At 74.2% G+C, this 22,280-nt stretch carries 20 protein-coding genes; 9 read left to right on the top strand and 11 right to left on the bottom strand.

Annotated elements, in window-relative coordinates; translation table 11 throughout:
- Nucleotides 1-3 precede the first annotated feature (3 nt).
- Complete coding sequence (locus IEY96_RS14005) at nt 4-801, bottom strand: tyrosine-protein phosphatase (RefSeq protein ID WP_189195229.1); 798 nt, start codon at nt 799-801, stop codon at nt 4-6.
- 44 nt (nt 802-845) lie between these two features.
- Between IEY96_RS14005 and IEY96_RS14000 the strand changes: the two genes are divergently transcribed.
- Together IEY96_RS14000 and IEY96_RS13995 are read left to right on the top strand one after the other, a co-directional pair.
- Entirely contained in the window at nt 846-1,943 is a 1,098-nt protein-coding gene (locus IEY96_RS14000; protein ID WP_189195228.1) for a mandelate racemase/muconate lactonizing enzyme family protein, read from the top strand.
- Between the two features lie 55 nt (nt 1,944-1,998).
- Nucleotides 1,999-2,916, top strand: coding sequence for a C40 family peptidase (locus IEY96_RS13995; RefSeq protein ID WP_189195227.1), 918 nt, complete (start codon nt 1,999-2,001; stop codon nt 2,914-2,916).
- Between the two features lie 61 nt (nt 2,917-2,977).
- Here the strand turns inward: IEY96_RS13995 and IEY96_RS13990 are convergent, their stop codons facing one another.
- The 3 genes from IEY96_RS13990 to pnuC form a co-directional block, all read right to left on the bottom strand.
- Entirely contained in the window at nt 2,978-3,976 is a 999-nt protein-coding gene (locus IEY96_RS13990) for a TerC family protein (RefSeq protein ID WP_189195226.1), read from the bottom strand.
- 315 nt (nt 3,977-4,291) lie between these two features.
- The gene (locus tag IEY96_RS13985) at nt 4,292-5,422 is read right to left on the bottom strand and encodes an AAA family ATPase (RefSeq protein ID WP_229791586.1); all 1,131 of its coding nucleotides are present in this window, start codon (nt 5,420-5,422) and stop codon (nt 4,292-4,294) included.
- Nucleotides 5,419-6,072 (bottom strand): nicotinamide riboside transporter PnuC, encoded by a 654-nt coding sequence (pnuC, locus tag IEY96_RS13980; protein ID WP_189195225.1) that lies wholly within the window; start codon nt 6,070-6,072, stop codon nt 5,419-5,421. The genes IEY96_RS13985 and pnuC overlap by 4 nt, the downstream gene beginning before the upstream one ends.
- A 103-nt stretch (nt 6,073-6,175) precedes the next feature.
- On the opposite strand from pnuC, the gene IEY96_RS13975 reads away from it, so the two are divergent.
- Entirely contained in the window at nt 6,176-6,469 is a 294-nt protein-coding gene (locus IEY96_RS13975) for an antibiotic biosynthesis monooxygenase family protein (RefSeq protein ID WP_189195224.1), read from the top strand.
- 271 nt (nt 6,470-6,740) lie between these two features.
- On the opposite strand, the gene IEY96_RS13970 is transcribed toward IEY96_RS13975, so the two are convergent.
- The 4 genes from IEY96_RS13970 to uvrB all read right to left on the bottom strand — a co-directional run bounded on the left by IEY96_RS13970 (nt 6,741) and on the right by uvrB (nt 11,088).
- On the bottom strand, nt 6,741-7,631 hold the full coding sequence (locus IEY96_RS13970) for a DUF5753 domain-containing protein (protein ID WP_189195223.1): 891 nt from the start codon (nt 7,629-7,631) through the stop codon (nt 6,741-6,743).
- A gap of 80 nt (nt 7,632-7,711) precedes the next feature.
- Nucleotides 7,712-8,080, bottom strand: a complete 369-nt coding sequence (locus IEY96_RS13965; protein ID WP_189195222.1) for a VOC family protein — start codon at nt 8,078-8,080, stop codon at nt 7,712-7,714.
- A gap of 25 nt (nt 8,081-8,105) precedes the next feature.
- Nucleotides 8,106-8,954: a helix-turn-helix domain-containing protein gene (locus IEY96_RS13960; protein ID WP_189195221.1), complete on the bottom strand. Its 849-nt coding sequence runs from the start codon at nt 8,952-8,954 to the stop codon at nt 8,106-8,108.
- 25 nt (nt 8,955-8,979) lie between these two features.
- Nucleotides 8,980-11,088: an excinuclease ABC subunit UvrB gene (gene uvrB / locus IEY96_RS13955; RefSeq protein WP_189195220.1), complete on the bottom strand. Its 2,109-nt coding sequence runs from the start codon at nt 11,086-11,088 to the stop codon at nt 8,980-8,982.
- Between the two features lie 1,049 nt (nt 11,089-12,137).
- On the opposite strand from uvrB, the gene IEY96_RS13950 reads away from it, so the two are divergent.
- Entirely contained in the window at nt 12,138-13,448 is a 1,311-nt protein-coding gene (locus IEY96_RS13950; RefSeq protein WP_229791596.1) for a hypothetical protein, read from the top strand.
- Between the two features lie 6 nt (nt 13,449-13,454).
- On the opposite strand, the gene coaE is transcribed toward IEY96_RS13950, so the two are convergent.
- The gene (gene coaE / locus IEY96_RS13945; RefSeq protein ID WP_189195295.1) at nt 13,455-14,633 is read right to left on the bottom strand and encodes a dephospho-CoA kinase; all 1,179 of its coding nucleotides are present in this window, start codon (nt 14,631-14,633) and stop codon (nt 13,455-13,457) included.
- Between the two features lie 161 nt (nt 14,634-14,794).
- A complete protein-coding gene (gene rpsA, locus IEY96_RS13940) occupies nt 14,795-16,384 on the bottom strand; it encodes a 30S ribosomal protein S1 (protein ID WP_189195219.1) in 1,590 nt (529 codons plus the stop codon).
- A gap of 266 nt (nt 16,385-16,650) precedes the next feature.
- Between rpsA and IEY96_RS13935 the strand changes: the two genes are divergently transcribed.
- The 5 genes from IEY96_RS13935 to IEY96_RS13915 all read left to right on the top strand — a co-directional run bounded on the left by IEY96_RS13935 (nt 16,651) and on the right by IEY96_RS13915 (nt 19,474).
- Complete coding sequence (locus tag IEY96_RS13935) at nt 16,651-17,457, top strand: class I SAM-dependent methyltransferase (RefSeq protein ID WP_189195218.1); 807 nt, start codon at nt 16,651-16,653, stop codon at nt 17,455-17,457.
- A 40-nt stretch (nt 17,458-17,497) separates the two neighbouring features.
- Complete coding sequence (locus tag IEY96_RS13930; protein WP_189195217.1) at nt 17,498-17,719, top strand: hypervirulence associated TUDOR domain-containing protein; 222 nt, start codon at nt 17,498-17,500, stop codon at nt 17,717-17,719.
- Complete coding sequence (locus IEY96_RS13925; RefSeq protein WP_189195216.1) at nt 17,706-18,134, top strand: DUF3140 domain-containing protein; 429 nt, start codon at nt 17,706-17,708, stop codon at nt 18,132-18,134. The genes IEY96_RS13930 and IEY96_RS13925 overlap by 14 nt, the downstream gene beginning before the upstream one ends.
- 49 nt (nt 18,135-18,183) lie before the next feature.
- Complete coding sequence (locus tag IEY96_RS13920) at nt 18,184-18,933, top strand: SDR family NAD(P)-dependent oxidoreductase (protein ID WP_189195215.1); 750 nt, start codon at nt 18,184-18,186, stop codon at nt 18,931-18,933.
- Between the two features lie 94 nt (nt 18,934-19,027).
- Entirely contained in the window at nt 19,028-19,474 is a 447-nt protein-coding gene (locus tag IEY96_RS13915) for a MerR family transcriptional regulator (protein WP_189195214.1), read from the top strand.
- Between the two features lie 65 nt (nt 19,475-19,539).
- Here IEY96_RS13915 and polA read toward each other — a convergent pair whose 3' ends face one another.
- A complete protein-coding gene (gene polA, locus IEY96_RS13910; RefSeq protein ID WP_189195213.1) occupies nt 19,540-22,239 on the bottom strand; it encodes a DNA polymerase I in 2,700 nt (899 codons plus the stop codon).
- Between the last annotated feature and the right edge of the window lie 41 nt (nt 22,240-22,280).

Raw genomic sequence — 22,280 nt, 5'->3', positions numbered from 1 at the left:
CCCTCACTCCAGCAGGTTCGCCCGCAGCGCGGCCAGCGTCGCGTCGGTCACGCCCAGCCCGTCGCGCAGGTACGCGTCGAACGAGCCGTGCACCCGGCGCACCTCCTCGTAGGCGGCGTCCAGGTACGCCGGCCGCACCTCCAGCAGGGGCCGGGCGACGGCCGGGTCCAGGTCCGGCCGGCTCCGGGTCATCGCGGCCAGCAGCACCTCGCGCAGGCTCTCGGTCAGCTCGTTGTGCCGCAGGTAGTCGGCCCGGATCGCCGGCTCCGCCACGCCGAGCGCGGTGAGCAGCACCACCGACAGCCAGCCGGTGCGGTCCTTGCCGGCGGAGCAGTGGAACAGCAGCGGCAGGCTGGCCGCGTCGGCGGCCAGCCGCACCGCCTCCCCGAACCCCTCCCGCGCCGAATCGCCGGTGACGAACCAGCGGTAGATCGCCGCCATCGCCCCCGGCATGCCCTCCCGGGCCAGCTCCTCGTACGCGTCGAGGTCGTGCCCGAGCAGCACCGCCGAGACGTAGGTGAACACCGGGTGGGCCGCGTCGTAGACCGGCAGGTGCACCAGCCGCGGCTCGCCGACCAGGCGGTCCGGCGGGGCGACCGCCTGCTCGGTGGCGTGCCGCAGGTCCACCACGCAGGCCGGGGCCAGCTTGCCCAGCACCGGCAGGTCCTCGTCGGTGAGCCGCCCGAGCGCGGCGGTGCGGATCAGCCGGCCGGCGCGGACCCGCCGACCGTCGATGGTGGGCAGACCGCCCAGGTCACGGGCGTTCGGCGCGCCCACCAGCTCCCAGTCCCGCCCGGTCATCGGCCCTCCCCTGATCGCCGCCAACTCCCTATAGGGTGCCCCACATGACGATCGCCGCGGTACGCACCCACCGGCTCTCAGCCCCCTTACACACCCCGTTCGTCACCGCGCTGCGCCGCACCACCACCGTGGACACCCTGGTCGTGGAGGTGGTGGACGCCGACGGCCGGTCGGGCTTCGGCGAGGCCCCGCAGGTCTGGCAGGTGACCGGCGCGTCGATCGCCGGCGCCGAGGCGTGCGTCCAGCAGTTGCTCGGGCCGCTGCTGACCGGGCGGGACGCCGACGACCTCCAGGCCCGCTGCGCCGAGGTGCGCCGCGCGGTGGTGGGCAACGAGTCGGCCCGGGCCGCCGTGGACGTCGCCCTGCACGACCTGGCCGCGCGGCGGCTCGGCGTACCCCTGGTGCGGTTGCTCGGCGGCACCACGCTGCGCGTCCCGACGGACGTCACCCTGGCCGCCGGCGACGCGGTGGACCTCGCCGCGGCGGCCACCCGCCGCCGGGCCGAGGGCTTCACCGTGCTCAAGCTCAAGGTGGGCACCGACGCGCGCGGCGACCTGGACCGGGTCCGTGCGGTCCGCGCCGCGGTCGGTCCCGACGTGCGGATCCGGCTGGACGCCAACCAGGGCTGGACGCCGCGCGAGGCGGTCCGGGTGATCCGCGGCATCGAGGACGCCGGGCTCGACGTCGAACTGGTCGAGCAGCCGGTGCACCGCCGGGACCTGGACGGGCTGGCCTGGGTCAGCGACCGGGTGGAGCTGCCGATCCTCGCCGACGAGTCGGTCTTCGACCTGCGCGACCTGGTCGAGGTGATCCGCCGCCGGGCGGCCGACATGGTCAACGTCAAGCTGGCCAAGTGCGGCGGTCTGCACACCGCCCGGTCGCTGCTCGACCTGGCCGCCGCGCACGGCATGGGCACGATCGTCGGCTCGATGATGGAGAGCCAGGTCGGCCTGGGCGCGGCCGCCAGCCTGGTCGCCGCCTACGGCACCACGGCCGTGTCGGACCTCGACGCCGCCTGGTGGCTGGCCTGGTCGCCGGTCGCCGGCGGCATCCGGTACGACGGCGCGACGGTCGTGCTGCCGGACGCCCCGGGGCTCGGCATCGCGAACGTGAGTGAAGTAAAGATTCAGCCCCGCGGTTGAGAGCCGTTGGAATTTTTCATAGGGTCGCCCGAGAGGGCGCGACGTGGGGGTGGACGTGGAGCTGCAAACGGGCCGCGAGGCCGTCGTCCGGGTTCCGGTCGCGACCCTCTGGACCGCCCCCGAGGCGGTCCGTCCGGTCGACCACCCCGCGCTGTCCGACGCGCCCGACACCGCCGCCTGGATCGCCGGCATGGACCGCGACCAGCAGGTCGGTGACTGCGTCCTTACCCAGCTGCTGCTCGGCGAGCGGGTGCTGGTCACCGAGCTGCGCGCGGACGGCTGGGCGCACGTCGTCGCGCTGGCGCAGCCCGCCGCCAAGCTCGACGTACGCGGCTATCCCGGCTGGCTGCCCGCCGTTCAGCTCACCGCCCCGGCGGAGCCCGGCCCCCCGGCCACCCCGCTCGTGGTGGACGCCACCCACACCGCGCTGCGCGCCGCCCCTGACGGCCCGGCGGCCCTGACCGGCGTGGTCCTCGGCACCCGCCTCGCCCCGGCCGAGCGGCCGGTGGACGGCTGGCGGCCGGTTCTCGTGCCCGGCCGGGCCGACCCGCTCTGGGCCCCCGAGGGCGACCTGGTGCCGCTGCCGGCCGAACGGCCGGAGGCCAAGGAGGTGCTGGCCGTCGCCGAGCGGCTGCGCGACCTCGTCTACGTCTGGGGCGGGCTGTCCACGCACGGCATCGACTGCTCGGGCCTGGTGCACCTGGCCTGGCGCCGGTACGGCATCACGCTGCCCCGGGACGCCGACGACCAGGCCGAGGCGACCACTCCCCTGGCGCTGGACCAGGAACGCCCCGGCGACCTCTACTTCTTCGCCCGGCCCGGCCGGCGGATCCACCACGTCGGCATCGTCAGCACCGAGCCGCACGGCGGGACACGGCGGATGCTGCACGCCTGCTACGTGAAACGCCGGGTCGTGGAGGAGCAGCTCCCCCCGGAGCGGGAGGCCACCCTGGTCGGCGCCCACCGGATCTGACCCCCGTACGCCGAAAGGGGCGCTCCCGACCGCGGGAGCGCCCCTTTTCCGGTCGGTCCGGTCAGCGGCGGGCCTCCGCCAGCTCGCGACGCCGGTCGCGGGACGACTTGACCAGGCTGGCCGCGGTGGCCGCGGCGAGGGTGCCCAGGATGACGGTGAGCGACAGCCAGATCGGGATGTGCGGGGCCCAGGCCACGTGCTCGCCGTCGTTGATGAACGGCAGGTTGTTGTCGGCGAGGGCCTCCAGGACCAGCTTGACCCCGATGAAGCCGAGCACCACGGCCAGCCCGTAGCTGAGGTAGATCAGCCGGTCCAGCAGGCCGCCGAGCAGGAAGTAGAGCTGCCGCAGCCCCATCAGCGCGAACACGTTCGCGGTGAAGACCAGGTACGGCTCCTGGGTGATGCCGAAGATCGCCGGGATCGAGTCGAGGGCGAAGATCAGGTCGGTGGTGCCGATCGCGATCATCACGATCAGCATCGGGGTGAACAGCCGCCGCCCGTTCTCGTGGGTGGTCATCCGCGCCCCGTCGAAGGTGCGGGACAGCGGCAGCGCCTTGCGGCTCCACCGGATCAGCAGGTTCTCGCTGAACTCGTCCTCGTCCGGCTCCCCCTGGCGGGCCAGGTTGACCGCCGTGTAGATCAGGAACGCGCCGAAGATGTAGAACACCCAGGAGAACTGGGAGATCAGCGCGGCGCCGGCGGCGATGAAGCCGCCCCGCATGACCAGCGCCAGCAGGATGCCGATGAGCAGCACCTTCTGCTGGTACTGCCGGGGCACCCCGAACCGGGCCATGATGATCACGAAGACGAAGAGGTTGTCCACCGAGAGGCTGTACTCGGTGAGCCACCCGGTGTAGAACTGGCCGGCCACGCTGGGGCCTGAGGTGAGCCACAGCCCCGCCCCGAAGAGCAGGGCCAGGGCCACGTAGAAGCCGACCCACAGGCTCGACTCGCGGACGCTGGGCTCGTGCGGGCGGCGACCGATGATGAACAGGTCGACCAGCAGGACCGCGGTCATGGCGACCAGGGTCCCTGCCCACACCACTCCGGACACGTTCAAATCCATCCTCCGGCAGACACACAGCGTCGGGCACACCGTACGCCGGGTGATGGGCCGGGGTGCGTCGACGCTGACTCTGGTGACTGTCGGAGGTCTCTTCCGCCACCGACCCGGGAACGGGTCACTGACCGACGGAGCCGGGTCGTGCGACCGGGGGGCCGGCGCTCTTCCGTGCTGACGACTCCGTCACGGGGGAATACTCCCCTCCTCGGCCGCCATTGTTCACCATCAGACCCGGTCGGCGCATCTTCGGGGGCGCCGTTTGCCAAGGTCGTCACGTTCGGGCGTGGGACAGGTCTCGTCGCGTACGGCGTCCTAGGAGGCTAGGTGCCCGGTGGAGGCCGGGTCGTCGGGCCTCGCGGGCAGCGGGTCGGCGAAGGACCAGCCGGCGGCCAGCAGGGCGTCGCAGGCGGCGACGGCGACCGCCAACCGCTGCTCGTGGGACCCGCGCAGCTCGACCACCGGCACCCCGCAGCCGGCCAGCTCCGCCCGGAACCTCCCCGTCATCCAGGCCCGCAGGTGCTCCCCGTCGCGCAGCCCGTCGTCGGCGAAGGGCACCCCGTCGTGGTCGGTCAGCAGGTACAGCGCTGGCCGGCGGGCCGCCGCCCGGACCGCCTCCGACGCCGACCCGAGGTAGCGCTCCTCCCAGATCGCGGTGGCCCGCGCGTCGGTGTCGCAGAACAGCAGCGGACCGCTGACCCGGGCCGCCGCGTCCTCGGCGGCCTGCTGCTCGCGGACCACCTCCACGAAGTCGTCCCGGTCCCAGGTGACGTCGAAGACCGTCGCGTCCGGCCGGACGCCCCGCAGCCCGGCGAGCTTGCGCTCGGTCAGCTCGCGGCCGTACTCGGGGACCCAGGCGGTGCCGTAGTGGGCGGCGAGCGCCTCCGCCATCGTCGTGGTGCCGGTGGACTCGGCCCCGACCACCACGACCCGCCGGACCAGCCACGCCCGCACCGGCGGGCTCAGCCGGCTCCAGTGCGCCGCCGGGTCCGCGCGCACGGCGGTGCCGGAAACCGGGACGGCGCGCCGGTCCAGGTCCACGCAGACCGCCACCGCGTCGAAACGACGGGCCAACTCCTCGCCGTACGCCTCCGAGGAGAAGACCGCGTCCACCGGCGCCCCGCCGAGCGCGTCGGCGAACACCGCGCAGTGCAGGTCCCAGATCGCCGGGTCGGCGTAGTCGACCGGGTGGTCGTCGTACCGGCCCACGAACCGCACCCAGGGCGTGGCGGCGTGCGCCTCGCGCAGCCAGGTGACCCGCAGGTCCAGCGGGATCGACTCCCGCCGGGACGGAGCGACCACCACGGTGACCGCCGCGCAGCGGGCGGCGGCCGCCTCGATCAGCGCGTGGTGCCCGGCGTGCGGCGGGTAGAACTTGCCCACCACCAGGCCGTGCCGGAACTCCCGGCTCCGGTCCCCGATGGCGGGATCGGGCTCGGCGGTCACGCGGCCACCGGGGCCGGGCCGGGCGGCACCGGGGTGGCCGCCGCGCGCCGGCGCAGGTCCGCCCGCCACTCCCGCAGCCCGACCACGCAGAGCGCCAGGAAGATGAGGTAGAGGCCGCCGGTCAGCCAGAGTCCCTTGTACGCGTACAGCGGGATGTAGATCAGGTCGGCGGCGATCCACAGCCACCAGCTCTCCACCAGCTTGCGCGTCTGGCCGTAGGTGGCGAGCAGCGACAGCGCCGTGGTGACCGCGTCGGCCAGCGGCACCGTGGAATCGGTGGCCCGGTCCAACAGCGCCCACAGGCCGACGGTGAGCAGCACGCCGGCCACGCCGAGCGCCCACCACTCCCGCCGGCTGGTCCGGGCCACGGTCAGCCGGCCGCGCCGCTCCCCGCCGAAGAGCCAGTGCCACCAGCCGTAGAGGCCGAGGAGCACGTAGACGACCTGCAGGCCGGCGTCGGCGTACAGGCCCGCGGTCCAGAACAGCAGCATCAGCAGCAGCACGTTGGCTATGCCGACCGGCCAGTTGGCGATGTGCTGCCGGGCCACCAGCCAGACGTTGACCACACCGGTGGCGAAGCCGAGCAGCTCCGCCCAGGTCGTGCCGGCGCCCAGCACGGTGAACGCCGTGGCGGTGAGCCAGTCGAGCATGCGTCCTCCCCCGTTTCCCGAGCGCCCACCCTAGAGCGGGGTGTGGCGCGCGGAACAGCCCCCGGGGCGTACCGGATGGCGGGCGGCGTGCGAGGCTTCCGGCATGGTTCTTGAGGTCGCGCTGATCGACGTGACGCCCGGACACGAGGACGACTTCGCCGCCGCCTACGCGCAGGCGCGCCCGATCCTCGCCGGCACCGAGGGCTGCCGCTCGGTGCGGATGACCCGCGGCATCGAGTCGCCGTCCCGGTTCGTGCTGCTCGTCGAGTGGGACACGGTCGAGGCGCACGACGTGAACTTCCGGCAGAGCGAGCGCTTCGGGCAGTGGCGAGCGCTGATCGGGCCGTACTTCGCCGGCCCGCCGCTGGTCGAGCACTTCGTCGACGTGCCGGCCTGAGCTGTCGTACCCCTCACATAGCCTGCGCTCGACGCGCCGGCCACCGGTCCCGACGGGCATCGGGGGCGCCGGGCCCGGTGGCCGCGCGCCAACGCCCGCGCCGGGCAGTACAACCGTCCCGACGGGCATCGAGGGCGCCGGGCGCGGTGGCCGCGCGCCAACGCCCGCGCCGGGCCCGGTGGCCGCGCGGCTGGTGTGCTTCCTCTGCTCCGCCGCTGGCGGCTTGATCGGCTTGGCGGGCGGCTTCCGGCGCGCCCGCTGACGGGTCCGCTCAGTCGGGCTCGCGTGGCCGGGGCACCGGCGCGGGGCCGAGCCGACGGCCCAGCAGCTCCACCGTCTCCTCCTCCGGCAGCGCCGCCGCCAGCAGCCAGTCGACCAGCCGCTCGTAGCGGGCGACGTCGGCCTCGGCGACCAGCCGCAGGTCGGTGGTGAGCGTCTCCACCAGCACGGTGCGCGGGTCGGCCGGATCCGGGTACGCGTAGTACGAGAACGGCGCGAGGGGGTGCAGGTCGCCGTAGGGGGAAGCGTCGCGGGGCAGCAGCCGGATGGTGACGTGCGGTCGCTCGGCGAGGACGGCCAGGTGCCGGAGCTGGTCCCGCCAGACCTCGGCGGGGAGGCCGGCCGGGTCGCAGGCCCGCTCGTCGATCAGCGCCGTGTAGTGCGGCGGGTCGGGGCGGCACAGCACCTCCTGGCGCACCGCGCGGGCGCGCACGTCGGCCTCGACGTCCACGTCGTCGGCGAGCAGCGCGCCGGCCGACACCCGCAGCCGGGCGTACTCGGGGATCTGGAGCAGCCCGGGCACCAGCACCGGCTGGTAGTCCACGATGCGGACCGCGCCCGCCTCCAGTTCCGCGTACGCCCGCTGCCGCTCCCCCATCTCGCCCAGCGCCTTGGACCAGCCGCGGCCGGTGGCGGCGTCCCGGGCGATGACGATCAGCTCGTCGCGCTGGTGGGGCGGCACCGCGTAGACGTCGAGCAGGTCGAGCACGTCGGCCAGGTCGGGCCGGCTCTGCCCCAGCTCGATGCGGGACAGCTTCGATGTGGACGCCCAGCCGAGCCGGCCGCAGACCTGCTCCAGGGTGAGCGACTCCCGGCGGCGCAGCCGGCGCAGCTCCGCGCCGAGCCGCACCCGCCGGACCACAGGACTTGCTGACAACGGCATGCGCGCCTCCCCACCGAGGGAGAGTACGCATGACCGTCACGCACGGCAATACCTCGCTCGCACAGAGCTATCGCCGGGTGTCAGGGGCGGTAGGTGCCGAACGACCAGACCAGGCCGGCCAGATCGCGGGCGGCGTAGTCGCGGGAGCCGTAGTCGGTGTCGAAGGGCGGCCGGACGATCTCCGCGCCGGCCGCCCGGGCCCGCTCGTGGTGCGCGTCGACGTCGTCGACGGCCACGTACACGCGGTAGTCGTCGTCGGCCGGCCGGCTCGCCGGGGCCGGCCCCGGGCCGAGCATGACGAGGCCGTCGCCGTAGCCGAGCTGGGCGTGCCGCACCGTGCCGTCGGGCCCCTCGTGCACCTCGTGGACGGTGAAGTCGAACGCTGACCGGAGGAAGTCGATGGCGGCGCGGGCGTCGGGGTACCGGAGGACCGGGTAGATGCTTCGCATGGGTCCGAGTCTGCCGGTGGACGGGTCAACCGGGATTGGACGAATGTGATCCGGGCCGGGCCAGCGTCGCGGGCGTGGCCCCGGCGAACTCGCGGAACTCCCGGATCAGGTGCGACTGGTCGTAGTAGCCGAGCCGAGCCGCCAGCTCCGCCCATCCGCCGCCACCCGGGCCCGCCGCCGGGCGCGCGTCGCCCACCGGCGCGGTGACCAGCGTGCGGCCCACCATGGCGTACGCCCGCTGGAAGCGGAGCAGCCGGGCGACGGTCTTCGGCGGCAGGCCGAACTCCCGCCGGAACCGGACCGCCAGGTGGCGGCGGCTCCAGCCGACCTCCTCGGCCAGCGCGCCGACGCCCAGCCCGCCGCCGCCGAGCAGCCGCCAGGCCCGCAGCAGGCGCGGATCGACCGGCCCGGTCACCGCCAGCCGGGCCGCGAGGGCGGCGTCGAGCCGGGCGAACCGGCTCGACCAGTCGGGCAGGCCGGCCAGCTCGTCGCGGAGCCGGGCCAGCCAGCCGGCGAGCCGGTCGACCGGGACCGCCCGGTTGGCCAGCTCGCCCAGCGGCAGCCCGAGCAGCCGGCGAGCGGCCGGGGCGGTCAGCAGCACCTGCACCCCGGCGCCCTCGCCGGCGGTACGCGTCGCGCACCAGCCGTCGAACGGCCCGGCCACGAAGGCGCTCGTCCCGTACGCGCCCCGGTCGGCGGCGCGCGGATCGGTCACGTCCAGCGGGGCGCCCCAGCCGAGGATCAGCACCACGAAGGCGCCGGCCGCCTCCCGGCGCACCAGCGGGCCGGCCGCCTGCTCCCGGTAGCCGAGGTAGCGGTCGACGTAGCGGCGCAGCCGGGGGTCGGGGAGCCCGATCACGGCCTCGGTCAGCACGGCGGCCTCCCCCGACCCCGGTGCGTCACTTCACCCCGGCGGCGTCCATCCCGCGGAGTTCCTTCTTGAGGTCGGCGACCTCGTCGCGGATCCGGGCGGCCAGCTCGAACTGCAGCTCCCGCGCGGCGGCGAGCATCTGGTCGTTGAGCTCCTGGATGAGGTTGGCCAGGTCGGCCCGGGCCATCCCCTCGCGCGACGGCGTCACCGCGCCGCCCCGACCCCGGCTGCGGGTCTCCTTGACCGGCGCCTTGCCCCGGGACAGCTGCCGGACGGCCCCGCCGACCCGGCTGTTCTCGGTGTCCTCCGCCTCGCGGTAGATGTCGTCGAGGATGTCGTGGATCTTCTTGCGCAGCGGCTCCGGGCTGATCCCGTTGGCCTCGTTGTGCGCGATCTGCTTGGCCCGGCGCCGGTTGGTCTCGCCGATCGCATCCGCCATCGACGGAGTGATCTTGTCGGCGTACATGTGGACCTGGCCGGAGACGTTACGGGCCGCGCGGCCGATGGTCTGGATCAGCGACCGGCCGCTGCGCAGGAAGCCCTCCTTGTCGGCGTCGAGGATCGCCACCAGGGAGACCTCGGGCAGGTCGAGGCCCTCGCGGAGCAGGTTGATGCCGACCAGCACGTCGTAGTCGCCCTTGCGCAGCTCGCGCAGCAGCTCGACCCGGCGCAGCGTGTCGACCTCGGAGTGCAGGTAGCGCACCCGGATGCCGTTCTCCAGCAGGTAGTCGGAGAGGTCCTCGGCCATCTTCTTGGTCAGCGTGGTGACCAGGACCCGCTCGTCCCGCTCGGTCCGCAGCTTGATCTCGTGCATCAGGTCGTCGATCTGGCCCTTTGTGGGCTTCACGACGACCTCGGGGTCGATCAGACCGGTGGGGCGGATCACCTGCTCGACGAACTCGCCCTGGGCCTGGTCCATCTCCCACGTGCCCGGGGTGGCGGAGAGGAAGACCATCTGGCCGACCCGCTCCAGGTACTCGTCGAAGCGCAGCGGCCGGTTGTCGGCCGCGCTGGGCAGCCGGAAGCCGTGGTCGATCAGCATCCGCTTACGGGAGGCGTCGCCCTCGTACATGCCACCGATCTGCGGGATGGTCACGTGCGACTCGTCGACCACGGTCAGGAAGTCGTCGGGGAAGTAGTCGAGCAGGCAGTGCGGCGGGCTGCCGGGCAGCCGCCCGTCGATGTGCATCGAGTAGTTCTCGATGCCGGAGCAGAAGCCGACCTGGCGCATCATCTCGATGTCGTAGGTGGTGCGCATCCGCAGCCGCTGCGCCTCCAGCAGCTTGCCCTGCCGCTCCAGCTCGGCCAGCCGCTCGCCCAGCTCGACCTCGATGTCGCGGATCGCCCGCTCCATCCGCTCCGGCCCGGCCGCGTAGTGCGTGGCCGGGAAGATCATCAGGCTGTCGACCTCGCGGACCACGTCGCCGGTGAGCGGGTTGAGGTAGTAGAGCTTCTCGATCTCGTCACCGAACAGCTCGATCCGGACGGCCAGCTCCTCGTAGGCCGGGATGATCTCCAGCGTGTCGCCGCGGACCCGGAAGGTGCCGCGCTGGAAGGCCATGTCGTTGCGGGTGTACTGGATGTCGACCAGCCGGCGCAGCAACTGGTCACGGTCGAGCTCCTGCCCGACGGCCACCCGGACGGCCCGGTCCAGGTATTCCTCCGGGGTGCCCAGGCCGTAGATCGCCGACACCGTGGCCACCACGATCACGTCGCGTCGGGTGAGCAGCGACATGGTCGCCGAGTGCCGCAGCCGCTCGACCTCCTCGTTGATCGAGGAGTCCTTCTCGATGTAGGTGTCGGTCTGCGGGATGTAGGCCTCGGGCTGGTAGTAGTCGTAGTAGGAGACGAAGTATTCGACCGCGTTGTGCGGCAGCAGCTCGCTGAACTCCTTGGCGAGCTGGGCGGCGAGGGTCTTGTTGGGCGCGAGCACCAGGGTCGGCCGCTGGAGCCGCTCGACCAGCCACGCCGTGGTGGCGCTCTTGCCGGTGCCGGTCGCGCCGAGCAGCACCGTGTTACGGTCGCCACGTCGCACGCGACGCTCAAGCTCGTCGATGGCTGCCGGCTGGTCGCCGGCCGGCTGGAACTCGCTGACGACCTTGAAGCGGCCGTCGAGCCGGGGAATGTCGAGCGCCATGACCTCAACGGTACGCCCGAGGTCCGACACTTCCGGGGCCGAGCACGGACCGTCCCTGATCGGCTTCGATATTCCCATTGTGTGCCTCATCTCACCGGACTACCCTCGTACCGTAGGCCGCTCGCGGCGGCCGACCGGGCCGGTGGCCGCCCCTTCGGGGCTCGGCCGCCCCCGGCACCGGGGGTCGCAGCACCCGAGAAACCGGCGTGCGCACCCGAGGTGGTCGCGCTCGACGCGCTGACCGGCCGCCGCGAGCGCCCCTGCTCGTCACCGAAACCCGGCAGCCGCGTTGTGCACTCGTGGAGACCTCTCCCGGCCGCCGGCCGCGACGCGCTCGCACCCGCGACACCGGCCCGCTCCCCGCCGCCGAAGCCCAGCCCTCCCCGCCCGATCCCGTCCCGCCCGCCGCCGCCCCCGAGCCGGCCGCCCGCGCCGAGCCCGCGGCTTCCTCCGGCGCACCGCCGACCGGGCCCGCCGCACCGTCACCCCCGGGCAGGCCCACCGGCCACCCCCCACCGGACACCGCGCCCACGCCCCGCCCCACCGGGCTGGATCCGGCGGATCCTGGCGACCTTCCGTCCGCCACGGACGACAACTCGCCGAGATCCGGCGACGGGCGAAGCGGGAGGCCGCACCGCGTACCCGCCACGGCACCCACCGAGCCGTCGGGCGCCCACCCCAGGCCGGCTTCACCCGCCGGACAGTCCACCGCGCCGCAGCCCGGTGATCCCGGCGACCCGTCGCCCGCCACGAAGGGCAACTCGCCCAGATCACGGAAGCGGCGCGGAGCGGCCCATGCCACCGACCTCCCCACCGCGCCCCGGTCCGGTGCCTCGGCCCTCCCCCGCGAGCCGGGCCGCGGCCACCGCCGCGCCGGCGAGACGGCGAGCCGGCCCGTCAGCGCCGTCGGTCGCCGCCCGCGCGCCGACCCGGAGCTCGGGAGGCGCCCGGCCGCCCCGGTCGAGCCGCCCGGCGACCCCGAGCTGGACGGGACCGGCGACCCACCCGAGCAACCGACCCGCCGCCGCGCCGTCCTGGTCGCGCTCGCGGTGGTCGCCACGGCCTCGGCCGCCGCCCTGGTCGCCGGCCTGCTGAGCTGGTCGCCCGAGCCGGCCGACCCCGCCGAGACGGCCCGCCCCCTCACGGCCGCCGAGGCCGAGCGGCTGGCCGCCCTGCGGGTCACCAACCAGCGGGACGTCCGCGCCGGCGTCCGGATCACCCTGGGCGCGGGGGGCGGCCGTACCGAGCTGGTCGGCTGGGTCGACTGGGCCCGGCCCCTGGTCTACCTGGACGTCGGCGGCCCCGGGGCGGGCGCCGAGCGGGGGCTGGTCCAGGCGACCGCGTCGACGCTGCTGGTCCGGCCCGATCCCGCCGCGACGCCCACCCCGGCGCCGCCGCCGCTGGTGCCGCCGGACGACCGGTGGCGGCTCCGGGAGCTGCCGGCCGGACGCGGACTGCCCGCGGTGCGGGACCTGCTGCTCGGGCTCGGCACGGCCCAGGTCGACCAGCCCAGCCCCGAGGCGCGCTGGCTGCGCCGGGAGACCGTCGACGGCGTCCCGGTGGACGTCCTCCAGGCCCCCCTCGCCGCACTCCCCGGCACCCCCGGGTCGGCGCCGGACCGGCGGCCCCGGCTCTGGGTCGACCGGGACGCCCGGCTGCACCGGCTGGCCGCCTGGCTGCCGGACGGCACCCCGGTCACCGTCGACCTGGCCCGCAGCGACCGCCCCACGCTGCGCCCGGTGGACGCGCTCGGCGGGCGTCCCGGGCTGCCCCGGGCGCTCTCCGACGCCGAGGCCGACCGGTTGGCCCGGCTGCCCGCCCGGCTACGCGCGACCGGCGGCGCCACGCTGACCGTGACCGACCCGTCCGCCGACCTGCGCGGCACCGGCTGGCTGAGCTGGGCGGGCTCCGCGGCGTACCTATCGGTGGTGGCGGCCGACGACCCCGGACGCCGCACGCTGGTGCGGGCGCGGCCGGGCAGCGTGGCCCGGCTCGTGGTGCCGGCGGGCGGGGCGGCGGCCCCGCCGCTGCCGGCGCCGGCCGGCCTGGTCCGGGCGGGCGGGCGCCCGCCGGGCGACGACGTGGAGCGGCTGGTCGACGCGGCGCTGCGGGGCTTCGCCACCGCCGTGCCGGCCGCTGCGGCGGTCCGGATCCGCGACGACCGGGTGGCGGACCGGACCGTGGACGTCATCGAGGTACGCGGCCGGCTGCGCTGGTGGATCGACCGGAACGGGCTGCCGCGCCGGCTGGAGTTGCGGACCGGACGGGGCGTCTGGGTTCAGCTGGACCTCGTCCCGGGACGGGTGCCGGCGCTGCCCGGCGCCGCCCGACCGGTCAGGCAGCCGGCGAAGGGCCGCTGAGCGGGCTCACGGCCGCCAACCCGTCTGCGCGGCCCACTCCTCGGCCCGCAGGTGCTCCTCGTCGAACCAGGGGTCCTTCAGCGTCCCGTAGGTGGCGCTGTCCGGCGCGGACGCGGCCAGCTCCCGCTTCAGCTGCAGGTACGCGGCCCGCTGCCCCGGGTCGGCGCGCAGGTGGTCGCGCATGAGCAGGGCGTAGCGCCAGCCGGGCGAGCCGGCCACCCGCAGGTGCAGGTGCACCGGGCGGCCCGGGTCGGCGCTGCCGTGCAGCCGCTTCTCCCAGTGGGGGCTGCCGGGCGGGCGGGGGTTGTCCCACCAGTCGCCGGGCAGCCGGGGGAAGCCCGCCTCGGCGAGCCGGTCGGCGAGCGGCCCGTCCGCGTCGGCCAGCGACGGCACGGTGAGCTGGATGTCGATGACGTCCTTGGCGGCCAGCCCGGGCACCGCGGTGGAGCCGATGTGGTCGACCCGCAGGTCGGCGCCGGCCGCGTGGCGGATCCGGGCGGCGAGCCGGGCGTACTGCTGCGGCCAGGTCGGGTCGGGCTCGGTGAGCGCCACCTGCTCGGGCCGGACCGCCCGGCGTTCGCGGACGTTGCGCTCGTAGGGCAGCAGGCGCTCGTGCCAGAGGGTGTCCACCGCGGCGTGCAGGTCGGCGAGTGTGCCGTCGTTGCCGAGCAGCACGTCCGCCGCCGCCTGCCGGCGGGCGTCGTCGGCCTGCGCGGCGATGCGCCGCTCGGCCTCCGCACGGTCCATGCCGCGGTCGCGGGCCAGCCGCTCCAGCCGGGTGGCCACCGCCGCCTGCACCACCAGCACCAGGTGGTACGTGGGCGCGAGTCCCACCTCGACCAGCAGCGGCACGTCGTTGACCACGACGGCGTCGGGGGGCGCAGCGGCGACCAGCGCGGCGGTGCGGGCCCGGACCCGGGGGTGGGTGATCGCCTCCAGCCGGCGGCGGGCGCCCTCGTCGCCGAAGACCACGGCGCCCAGTGCGGCCCGGTCCAGCGCCCCGTCGGCGTCGAGGACCCGGTCGGAGAAGGCCGCCACGATCTCGGCGAGGCCCTCGCTGCCCGGGGCGACCACCTCGCGGGCGATCCGGTCCGCGTCGATGACCACCGCGCCGAGCGCGGCCAGCCGGCTGGACACCGCGCTCTTGCCCGACCCGATCCCGCCGGTCAACCCCACCTTCAGCACCGGGACAGTCAACCCGATCACGGTTTCCGGTGCCAACTTCCCCCGGACACGGCGAAGGCCCCGCCCCCGGCGACCCGGTGGTACCGGATCACGGGGACGGGGCCCGTCGTCGTCAGCGACCGCGCCAGCCTCGGCCTCGCCGAGCTGGAGCCGTCACCGGGTCACTTGCCGCCGGCGAGCTTCTCCCGCAGCGCGGCGAGCGCCTCGTCGGTGGCCAGCGTGCCGGCCGGCTCCTCGGCCTGACGGCTCGGGGCCGTGGTCGAGGTGGTGGTGCCGGTCACGGCCGGAGCCGGGTTGGCAGCGGCCTCGGCGTCGGCGGCCCGGGAGGTCTGCACCTGCTTGGTGTGGGCCTCCCAGCGCTGGCGCGCCTCGGCGTACTGCTGCTCCCAGGTCTCGCGCTGCTTGTCGTAGCCCTCGAGCCACTCGCCCGTCTCCGGGTCGAAGCCCTCCGGGTAGATGTAGTTGCCCTGCTCGTCGTAGGTCGCGGCCATGCCGTAGAGGGTCGGGTCGAAGTGCTCCTCGCCCTCGACGAAGCCCTCGTTGGCCTGCTTGAGCGACAGCGAGATCCGGCGCCGCTCCAGGTCGATGTCGATGACCTTGACCATGACCTCGGAGCCGACCTGCACGACCTGCTCCGGGATCTCCACGTGGCGCTCGGCCAGCTCGGAGATGTGGACCAGGCCCTCGATGCCGTCGTCCACCCGGACGAAGGCGCCGAACGGCACGAGCTTGGTGACCTTACCCGGCACGATCTGCTGGATCGCGTGGGTGCGGGCGAACTGCCGCCACGGGTCCTCCTGGGTCGCCTTCAGCGACAGCGAGACCCGCTCGCGGTCCAGGTCGACGTCCAGGACCTCGACCTCGACCTCCTGGCCCACCTCGACGACCTCGGACGGGTGGTCGATGTGCTTCCAGGAGAGCTCGGAGACGTGCACCAGGCCGTCCACGCCGCCCAGGTCGACGAACGCGCCGAAGTTGACGATCGAAGAGACGACGCCCTTGCGGACCTGGCCCTTCTGCAGCTTGTTGAGGAACTCGGTGCGCACCTCGGACTGCGTCTGCTCCAGCCAGGCCCGGCGGGACAGCACCACGTTGTTGCGGTTCTTGTCCAGCTCGATGATCTTGGCCTCGAGCTCACGACCGACGTACGGCTGCAGGTCGCGGACCCGCCGCATCTCGACGAGCGAGGCGGGCAGGAAGCCACGCAGCCCGATGTCGAGGATGAGACCACCCTTGACGACCTCGATGACCGAGCCGCGGACGACGCCGTCCTCGTCCTTGATCTTCTCGATCGTGCCCCAGGCCCGCTCGTACTGCGCCCGCTTCTTGGAGAGGATCAGGCGACCCTCCTTGTCCTCCTTCTGGAGGACCAGGGCCTCGATGTGGTCGCCGACCGAAACGACCTCGGCCGGGTCCACGTCGTGCTTGATCGACAGCTCCCGAGAGGGGATCACGCCCTCGGTCTTGTAGCCGATGTCGAGCAGGACCTCGTCCCGATCGACCTTGACGACGGTGCCTTCGACAATGTCGCCGTCGTTGAAGTACTTGATGGTCTCGTCGATCGCGGCGAGGAAAGCTTCCTCAGAGCCGAGGTCGTCGACGGTGACCTTGTTGGCGCTCGAGGTGGCCTCGATGCTGCTCGTCATGTGGGCGGTTGCTCCGGTCGGATGGGTGTCACAGCAGGCGTGGGCGTCGCAGTGACTCAGTCCGCGCCAGCGGATCCGTCGCCGGGCACACCGAACGATCGCCATCAGAAGATCATTAGTGGCTCCGGTGACCGCGCACCTGCTCCCTGCCGAGGCACACGATCCGCGAGCGCATCGTCTAGCCTACCCGCTGCATTACCACAGCGTGCAAGCCCTCCCGGGTCTCCTCAGGCTCGTCAGCTGCGAAAGCGGAGATTTCGCGCGGTAAGGTGCCACAGCTGTCTCGTCCGTCACATCCGCCCCACCCGCCACGCCCCCGCCCGGAGCGGCCCGCACGCCGCGCACGGCCACCGAGGGCCTAGCGTGGGCGGGTGGACGACGACAGGGTGACCCGGCGCCGGGTGGGCGCGGCCGAGGTCCGCCGGGCCAACCGGGGCTGGTGGGACACGGACGCCGACGCCTACCAGGCCGAGCACGGCGCGTTCCTGGGCGAGGTGGACTTCGTCTGGTGCCCCGAGGGGCTGCGCGAGGCCGACGCCCGACTGCTCGGCGAGGTGGCCGGCCGCCGGATCCTGGAACTCGGCTGCGGGGCGGCCGCCGCCGCCCGCTGGCTCGCCGCGCAGGGCGCCCGGCCTGTCGCCCTGGACCTCTCCGCCGGCATGTTGCGGCACGCCGCCGAGGCCGCCGCCCGGACCGGCGTACGCGTGCCGCTCGTGCAGGCCGACGCGCTCGCCCTGCCGTTCGCCGACGCGGCCTTCGACGTCGTCTGCACGGCGTTCGGCGCGATCCCGTTCGTGGACGACTCGGCGGCGGCGATGCGGGAGGTGGCCCGGGTGCTGCGGCCCGGCGGCCGGTGGGTCTTCTCGGTCACCCACCCGATGCGCTGGATCTTCCTGGACGACCCGGGCGAGGGCGGGCTGACCGCCGTGCACTCGTACTTCGACCGCTCCCCCTACGTCGAGCAGGACGAGCACGGGGTGGCCACGTACGTCGAGCAGCACCGCACCCTCGGCGACCGGATCCGGGAGCTGGTCGGCGCCGGGTTCCGCCTCGTGGACCTGGTGGAGCCGGAGTGGCCGGCGGGGCACGAGGGGATCTGGGGGCAGTGGAGCCCGCTGCGCGGCCGGCTCTTCCCCGGCACCGCCATCTTCGTGTCGGAGAAGCCGGCCGCCGCCTGAGGTGTCGTTTCCGGCCGCCGGCCCCGGGTAACCGCCGCGCATGGCCGAGAAGGAGGAGTTCCGCCGGGGCGACCACGTCTCCTGGGCCAGCCACAGCGGCCGGGCGTACGGCGTGGTCAAGGAGAAGCTCGTCGACCGGACGCACGTCCGCGGGCACGCCGTGAACGCCTCGCCGGAGGAACCCCAGTACCGGATCCGCAACGACGACTCGGGCCGGGACGTCGCCCACCGACCGGAGGTGCTGCGTCATGAGCCCAAGTGACGACCCGCAGCAGACCTACCGGGAGTTCACCGACGCGGTGAACATGAAGCCGGGCGAACTCCAGAAGTGGCTGGAGACCGACGAGTCCAAGCACGTGGGCTGGCGGAAGGGCACCCGGGGCGGCGAGTCGGTGGGCCACGAGTCCGGCCGGAAGATCATCAACCTGCTGCGCCGCAAGCGCGACCAGCTCACCGCCGCCGACTACAAGCACATGCGGAAGGTGGTCGGGTACGTCCGGCGGCACATGGCCCAGCGACCGAGCGGCGACGTGCGCCGGACCCGGTGGCGGTACTCGCTGATGAACTGGGGCCACGACCCGGTGAAGGCACCGCTGCCGCCGCCGGGCGGCCCGTCCCGCAAGGCCCTCCAGCGGCACGGCGCCCCGCCGAAGGAACGCCGCGGGCCGGGCCGCTGACCCGATCGCTTGACCCTGCCACTGACGGCAGGGTCGGACGATCGGCGGCATGAACGACGAACAGCAGCGCACCGTGGTGGTCACCGGCGCGGGCACCGGCATCGGCCGGGCCACCGCCCGCGCCTTCGCCGCCGCCGGCGCCCACGTCCTCGCCGTCGGCCGGCGCGCCGCGCCACTGGCGGAGACGGCCGCCGGCCACCCCCTCATCACCCCGGTCACCGCCGACGTGACCGACCCCGACGCGCCGGCCCGGGTGGTCGGCGCCGCCCTCGACCGGTACGGCCGGCTCGACGTGCTGGTCAACAACGCCGGGATCGCCGGCGGCGGCCCCCTCGCCGCGCTGGACGAGCCGGCGGCCCGCCGCCAGCTCGACACGAACCTGCTCGCGCCGATCCGGCTGGCGCACGCCGCGGTCGAGCCGCTGGCCGCGAGCCGCGGCGTGATCGTCAACGTCACCACCACCGTGGGCCAGCGGGCCTGGCCGGGCAGCTCGGTGTACGCGGCCGGCAAGGCCGCCCTCGACTCGCTGACCCGTAGCTGGGCGGTGGAGCTGGCCCCGCGCGGCGTCCGGGTGGTGGCGGTGGCTCCCGGCGCGATCGACACGCCCATCGGCGAACACCAGGGCCTCTCCCCTGACCAGCGCGCCGCGGTACGCCGCTGGCAGCTCGACCACACGCCCCTCGGCAGGATCGGCCGGCCCGAGGACGTAGCCTGGGCCATTCTGCGGCTCAGCGACCCGGCGGCGGCCTTCGTCACCGGCGTGGTCCTACCGGTGGACGGCGGGGCGCTGGTCGCCTGACGGACCGCGCCGGCTCGTCGGGGTGGCGGCGCCCTCCGCCGGGTGGACGTCCCCACCTCGACGGAGCGGAGGTGACCGGGGACGGAGGGGTCGGGTGCGGATCGGCGAGTTGGCGCGGGTGACCGGCTGCACCCCGCGTGCCCTGCGGCACTACGAGGAGCACGGCCTGATCGCCGCCACGCGGGCGGCGAACGGCTACCGCGAGTACGACGACGCGACGGTCACCCGCGTCCGCAACATCCGGCACCTGCTCGGCGCCGGGCTGACCCTGGACGACGTCCGGGTCTTCCTGCCCTGCCTGGACGGGGACGTGGCCGCCGCGCCGCCCTCCCCGGCCGGGCTGCGCGTCGGGCGGGAGCGGCTGGCGGTGCTGGACGCCCGGATCGCCGCCCAGCTCGCGGTCCGGGACCGGCTCGCCGCCGCCCTGCGCGACGCCGCCGCGACCCTCGCCTCCGACGGCGACCCGCCGCCGGCGACGAGCCCCGCCCCACGCCCGCCCCGGGCCTCATCCACGACGAACCCGGCCGGCGCGACTCTCTAGCGACCCCGGACCGGCGCCGTTCGCTCCGAACGACAACCGTCCGGGATCACGAGCCCGCGCGACGGTCAGTGGTCGGCGCTGTTCCAGTCGCGGCCCTCGCCGACGGAGACCTCCAGCGGCACGGAGAGCGGGTAGGCCTCCCCCATCTCCTTGCGGACCAGCGCCTCCAGAATCTCCCGCTCGCCCGGGGCGACCTCGAAGACCAACTCGTCGTGCACCTGGAGCAGCATCCGGGAGCGCAGCCCGGCGTCGCGCAGCGCGGTGTCGACGTGCAGCATGGCGACCTTGATGATGTCGGCCGCGGAGCCCTGGATCGGGGCGTTGAGCGCCATCCGCTCGGCCATCTCCCGGCGCTGCCGGTTGTCGCTGACCAGGTCGGGCAGGTAGCGGCGGCGGCCCAGGATGGTGGAGGTGTAGCCGTCCTGCCGGGCCCGGGCCACCACCTCCTGGAGGTAGTCGCGGACCCCGCCGAAACCGGCGAAGTAGTTCTCCATGAGCCCGCGGGCCTCCTCGGCGCTGATCCCGAGCTGCTGGGACAGGCCGAACGCGCTCAGCCCGTACGCCAGGCCGTAGTTCATCGCCTTGATCTTGCGCCGCTGGTCGGCGGTGACCTGGTCGACCTCGACGGTGAAGACCGAGGAGGCGGTGGCGGCGTGGAAGTCGTGCCCCGAGTTGAACGCCTCGATCAGCGCGTCGTCGGAGGACAGGTGCGCCATGATCCGCATCTCGATCTGGCTGTAGTCGGCGGTGAGCAGGCACTCGTAGCCCTCGCCCACCACGAAGGCGCGCCGGATCCGCCGCCCCTCCTCGGTGCGGATCGGGATGTTCTGCAGGTTGGGCTCGGTCGAGGAGAGCCGACCGGTGGCCGCCACCGTCTGGTTGAAGGTGGTGTGGATCCGGCCGTCGTCGGAGACCGACTTGAGCAGGCCGTCGACCGTCATCTTGAGCTTGGCGACGTCGCGGTGGCGCAGCAGGTGCTCGAGCACCGGGTGCGGGTTCTGCGCGTAGAGCCACTGGAGGGCGTCGGCGTCGGTGGTGTAGCCGGTCTTGATCTTCTTGGTCTTGGGCAGGCCCAGCTCACCGAAGAGGATCTCCTGGAGCTGCTTGGGCGAGCCGAGGTTGAATTCCCGGCCGACCGCCGCGTACGCGCCCTGGGCGGCGGCCTTCACCTCGGCGGCGAAGTGCGCCTCCAGCTCGGAGAGGTAGTGGGTGTCGGCGGCGATGCCGGTGCGCTCCATGGTGGCCAGCACCCGCATGAGCGGCAGCTCGACGCCGGCCATCAGCCGGGCGGACTGCTCGCCGTCGCGGGACAGCTCGGCGTCGATCGCGTCGGCCAGGTCGAGGGTGGCCCGGGCCTGGAGCATCAGGTTCTGCTCGGCCGCGCCGTCGTCGCCGAGCCCGTCGAGGGTGAGCTGGCCGCTCTCCGGCGCGTCGACCCGCAGCTCCCGGTGGAGGTAGCGCAGCGCCAGGTCGGTGAGGTCGTAGGAGCGCTGGTCGGGGCGGGCCAGGTAGGCGGCGATCTGGGTGTCGCGGGAGATGCCCTGAAGGTCCCAGCCGTGCGCGGCGAAGGCGAGCACGGCCGGCTTGCTGTCGTGCAGCACCTTGGGGCGGGCCTCGTCGGCGAGCCAGCCGGCCAGGGCGCCCTCGTCCTTCGGGTCGAGCGTGGCCGGGTCGAACCAGGCGGCCGCGCCGCCGGCGGTGGCCAGCGCCATGCCGGTCACGGCGGCGGTGTGCCGCCGGTTCGGGCCGGTGTCGAGCTTGACCGCCACGCCGACCGGGGCGCCGGTCGGGGCGTGCTCGCCGAGCCAGCCGGCGAGCGCGCCGGGCTCGGTCAGCACCTGCCCGGCCAGGTCGAAGCCGGCCTCGGCCTCCGGCTCGACGGCCTCCAGGTACTGGTAGAGCCGGTCGCGCAGGATGCGGAACTGGAGGGTGTCGAAGACCTGGTGCACGGCCTCCCGGTCCCAGCCCTGCCAGCGGGCGTCCTCCGGGCGCACCGGCAGCTCCAGGTCGGTGACCAGGCAGTTGATCTCGTAGTTGCGGATCACGTCGGCGAGCCGCTCGCGCAGGCTGTCGCCGGCCTTGCCCTTGATCTCGTCGGCCCGGGCCACCACGCCCTCGACGCCGGCGTAGAGGTTGATCCACTTGGCGGCGGTCTTCGGGCCGACGCCGGGGACGCCGGGGAGGTTGTCGCTGGTCTCGCCGACCAGGGCGGCCAGGTCGCGGTAGCGGCCCGGGCCGACGCCGTACTTCGCCTCGACGGCGGCCGGATCCATCCGGGCGAGGTCGGAGACGCCCTTGCGCGGGTAGAGCACGGTGACCTGGTCGCCGACGAGCTGGAAGGCGTCCCGGTCGCCGGTGGTGATGAGCACGTCCATGCCCTGGTCGCGGGCCTGGCAGGCGAGGGTGGCGATGACGTCGTCGGCCTCGTAGCCCTCCTTCTCCACGACCGGGATGCGCAGCGCCGCGAGGACCTCCTTGACGAGACTGACCTGGCCCTTGAAGTCGGTCGGGGTCTCGCTGCGGCCGGCCTTGTACTCCGCGTACTTCTCGGTGCGGAAGGAGCGGCGGGAGACGTCGAAGGCGACCACGATGTGGGTGGGCTGCTCGTCGCGGAGCACGTTGATCAGCATCGAGGTGAAGCCGTAGACGGCGTTGGTCGGCTGCCCCGTGGTGGTGGAGAAGTTCTCCACCGGCAGGGCGAAGAACGCCCGGTATGCCAGGGAGTGTCCGTCGACGAGGAGCAGGCGCGGCGTCGTAGCTGTCACGGCAGCGACTCTAGTCCGTGGGCCCGACAACCCGGCGGACG

It is taken from the genome of Micromonospora fulviviridis, assembly GCF_014648395.1.
GTDB lineage: Bacteria > Actinomycetota > Actinomycetes > Mycobacteriales > Micromonosporaceae > Micromonospora > Micromonospora fulviviridis.
The sequence above is the reverse complement of the archived record's forward strand: the minus strand, read 5'-3'. Positions and strand labels throughout refer to the sequence as shown.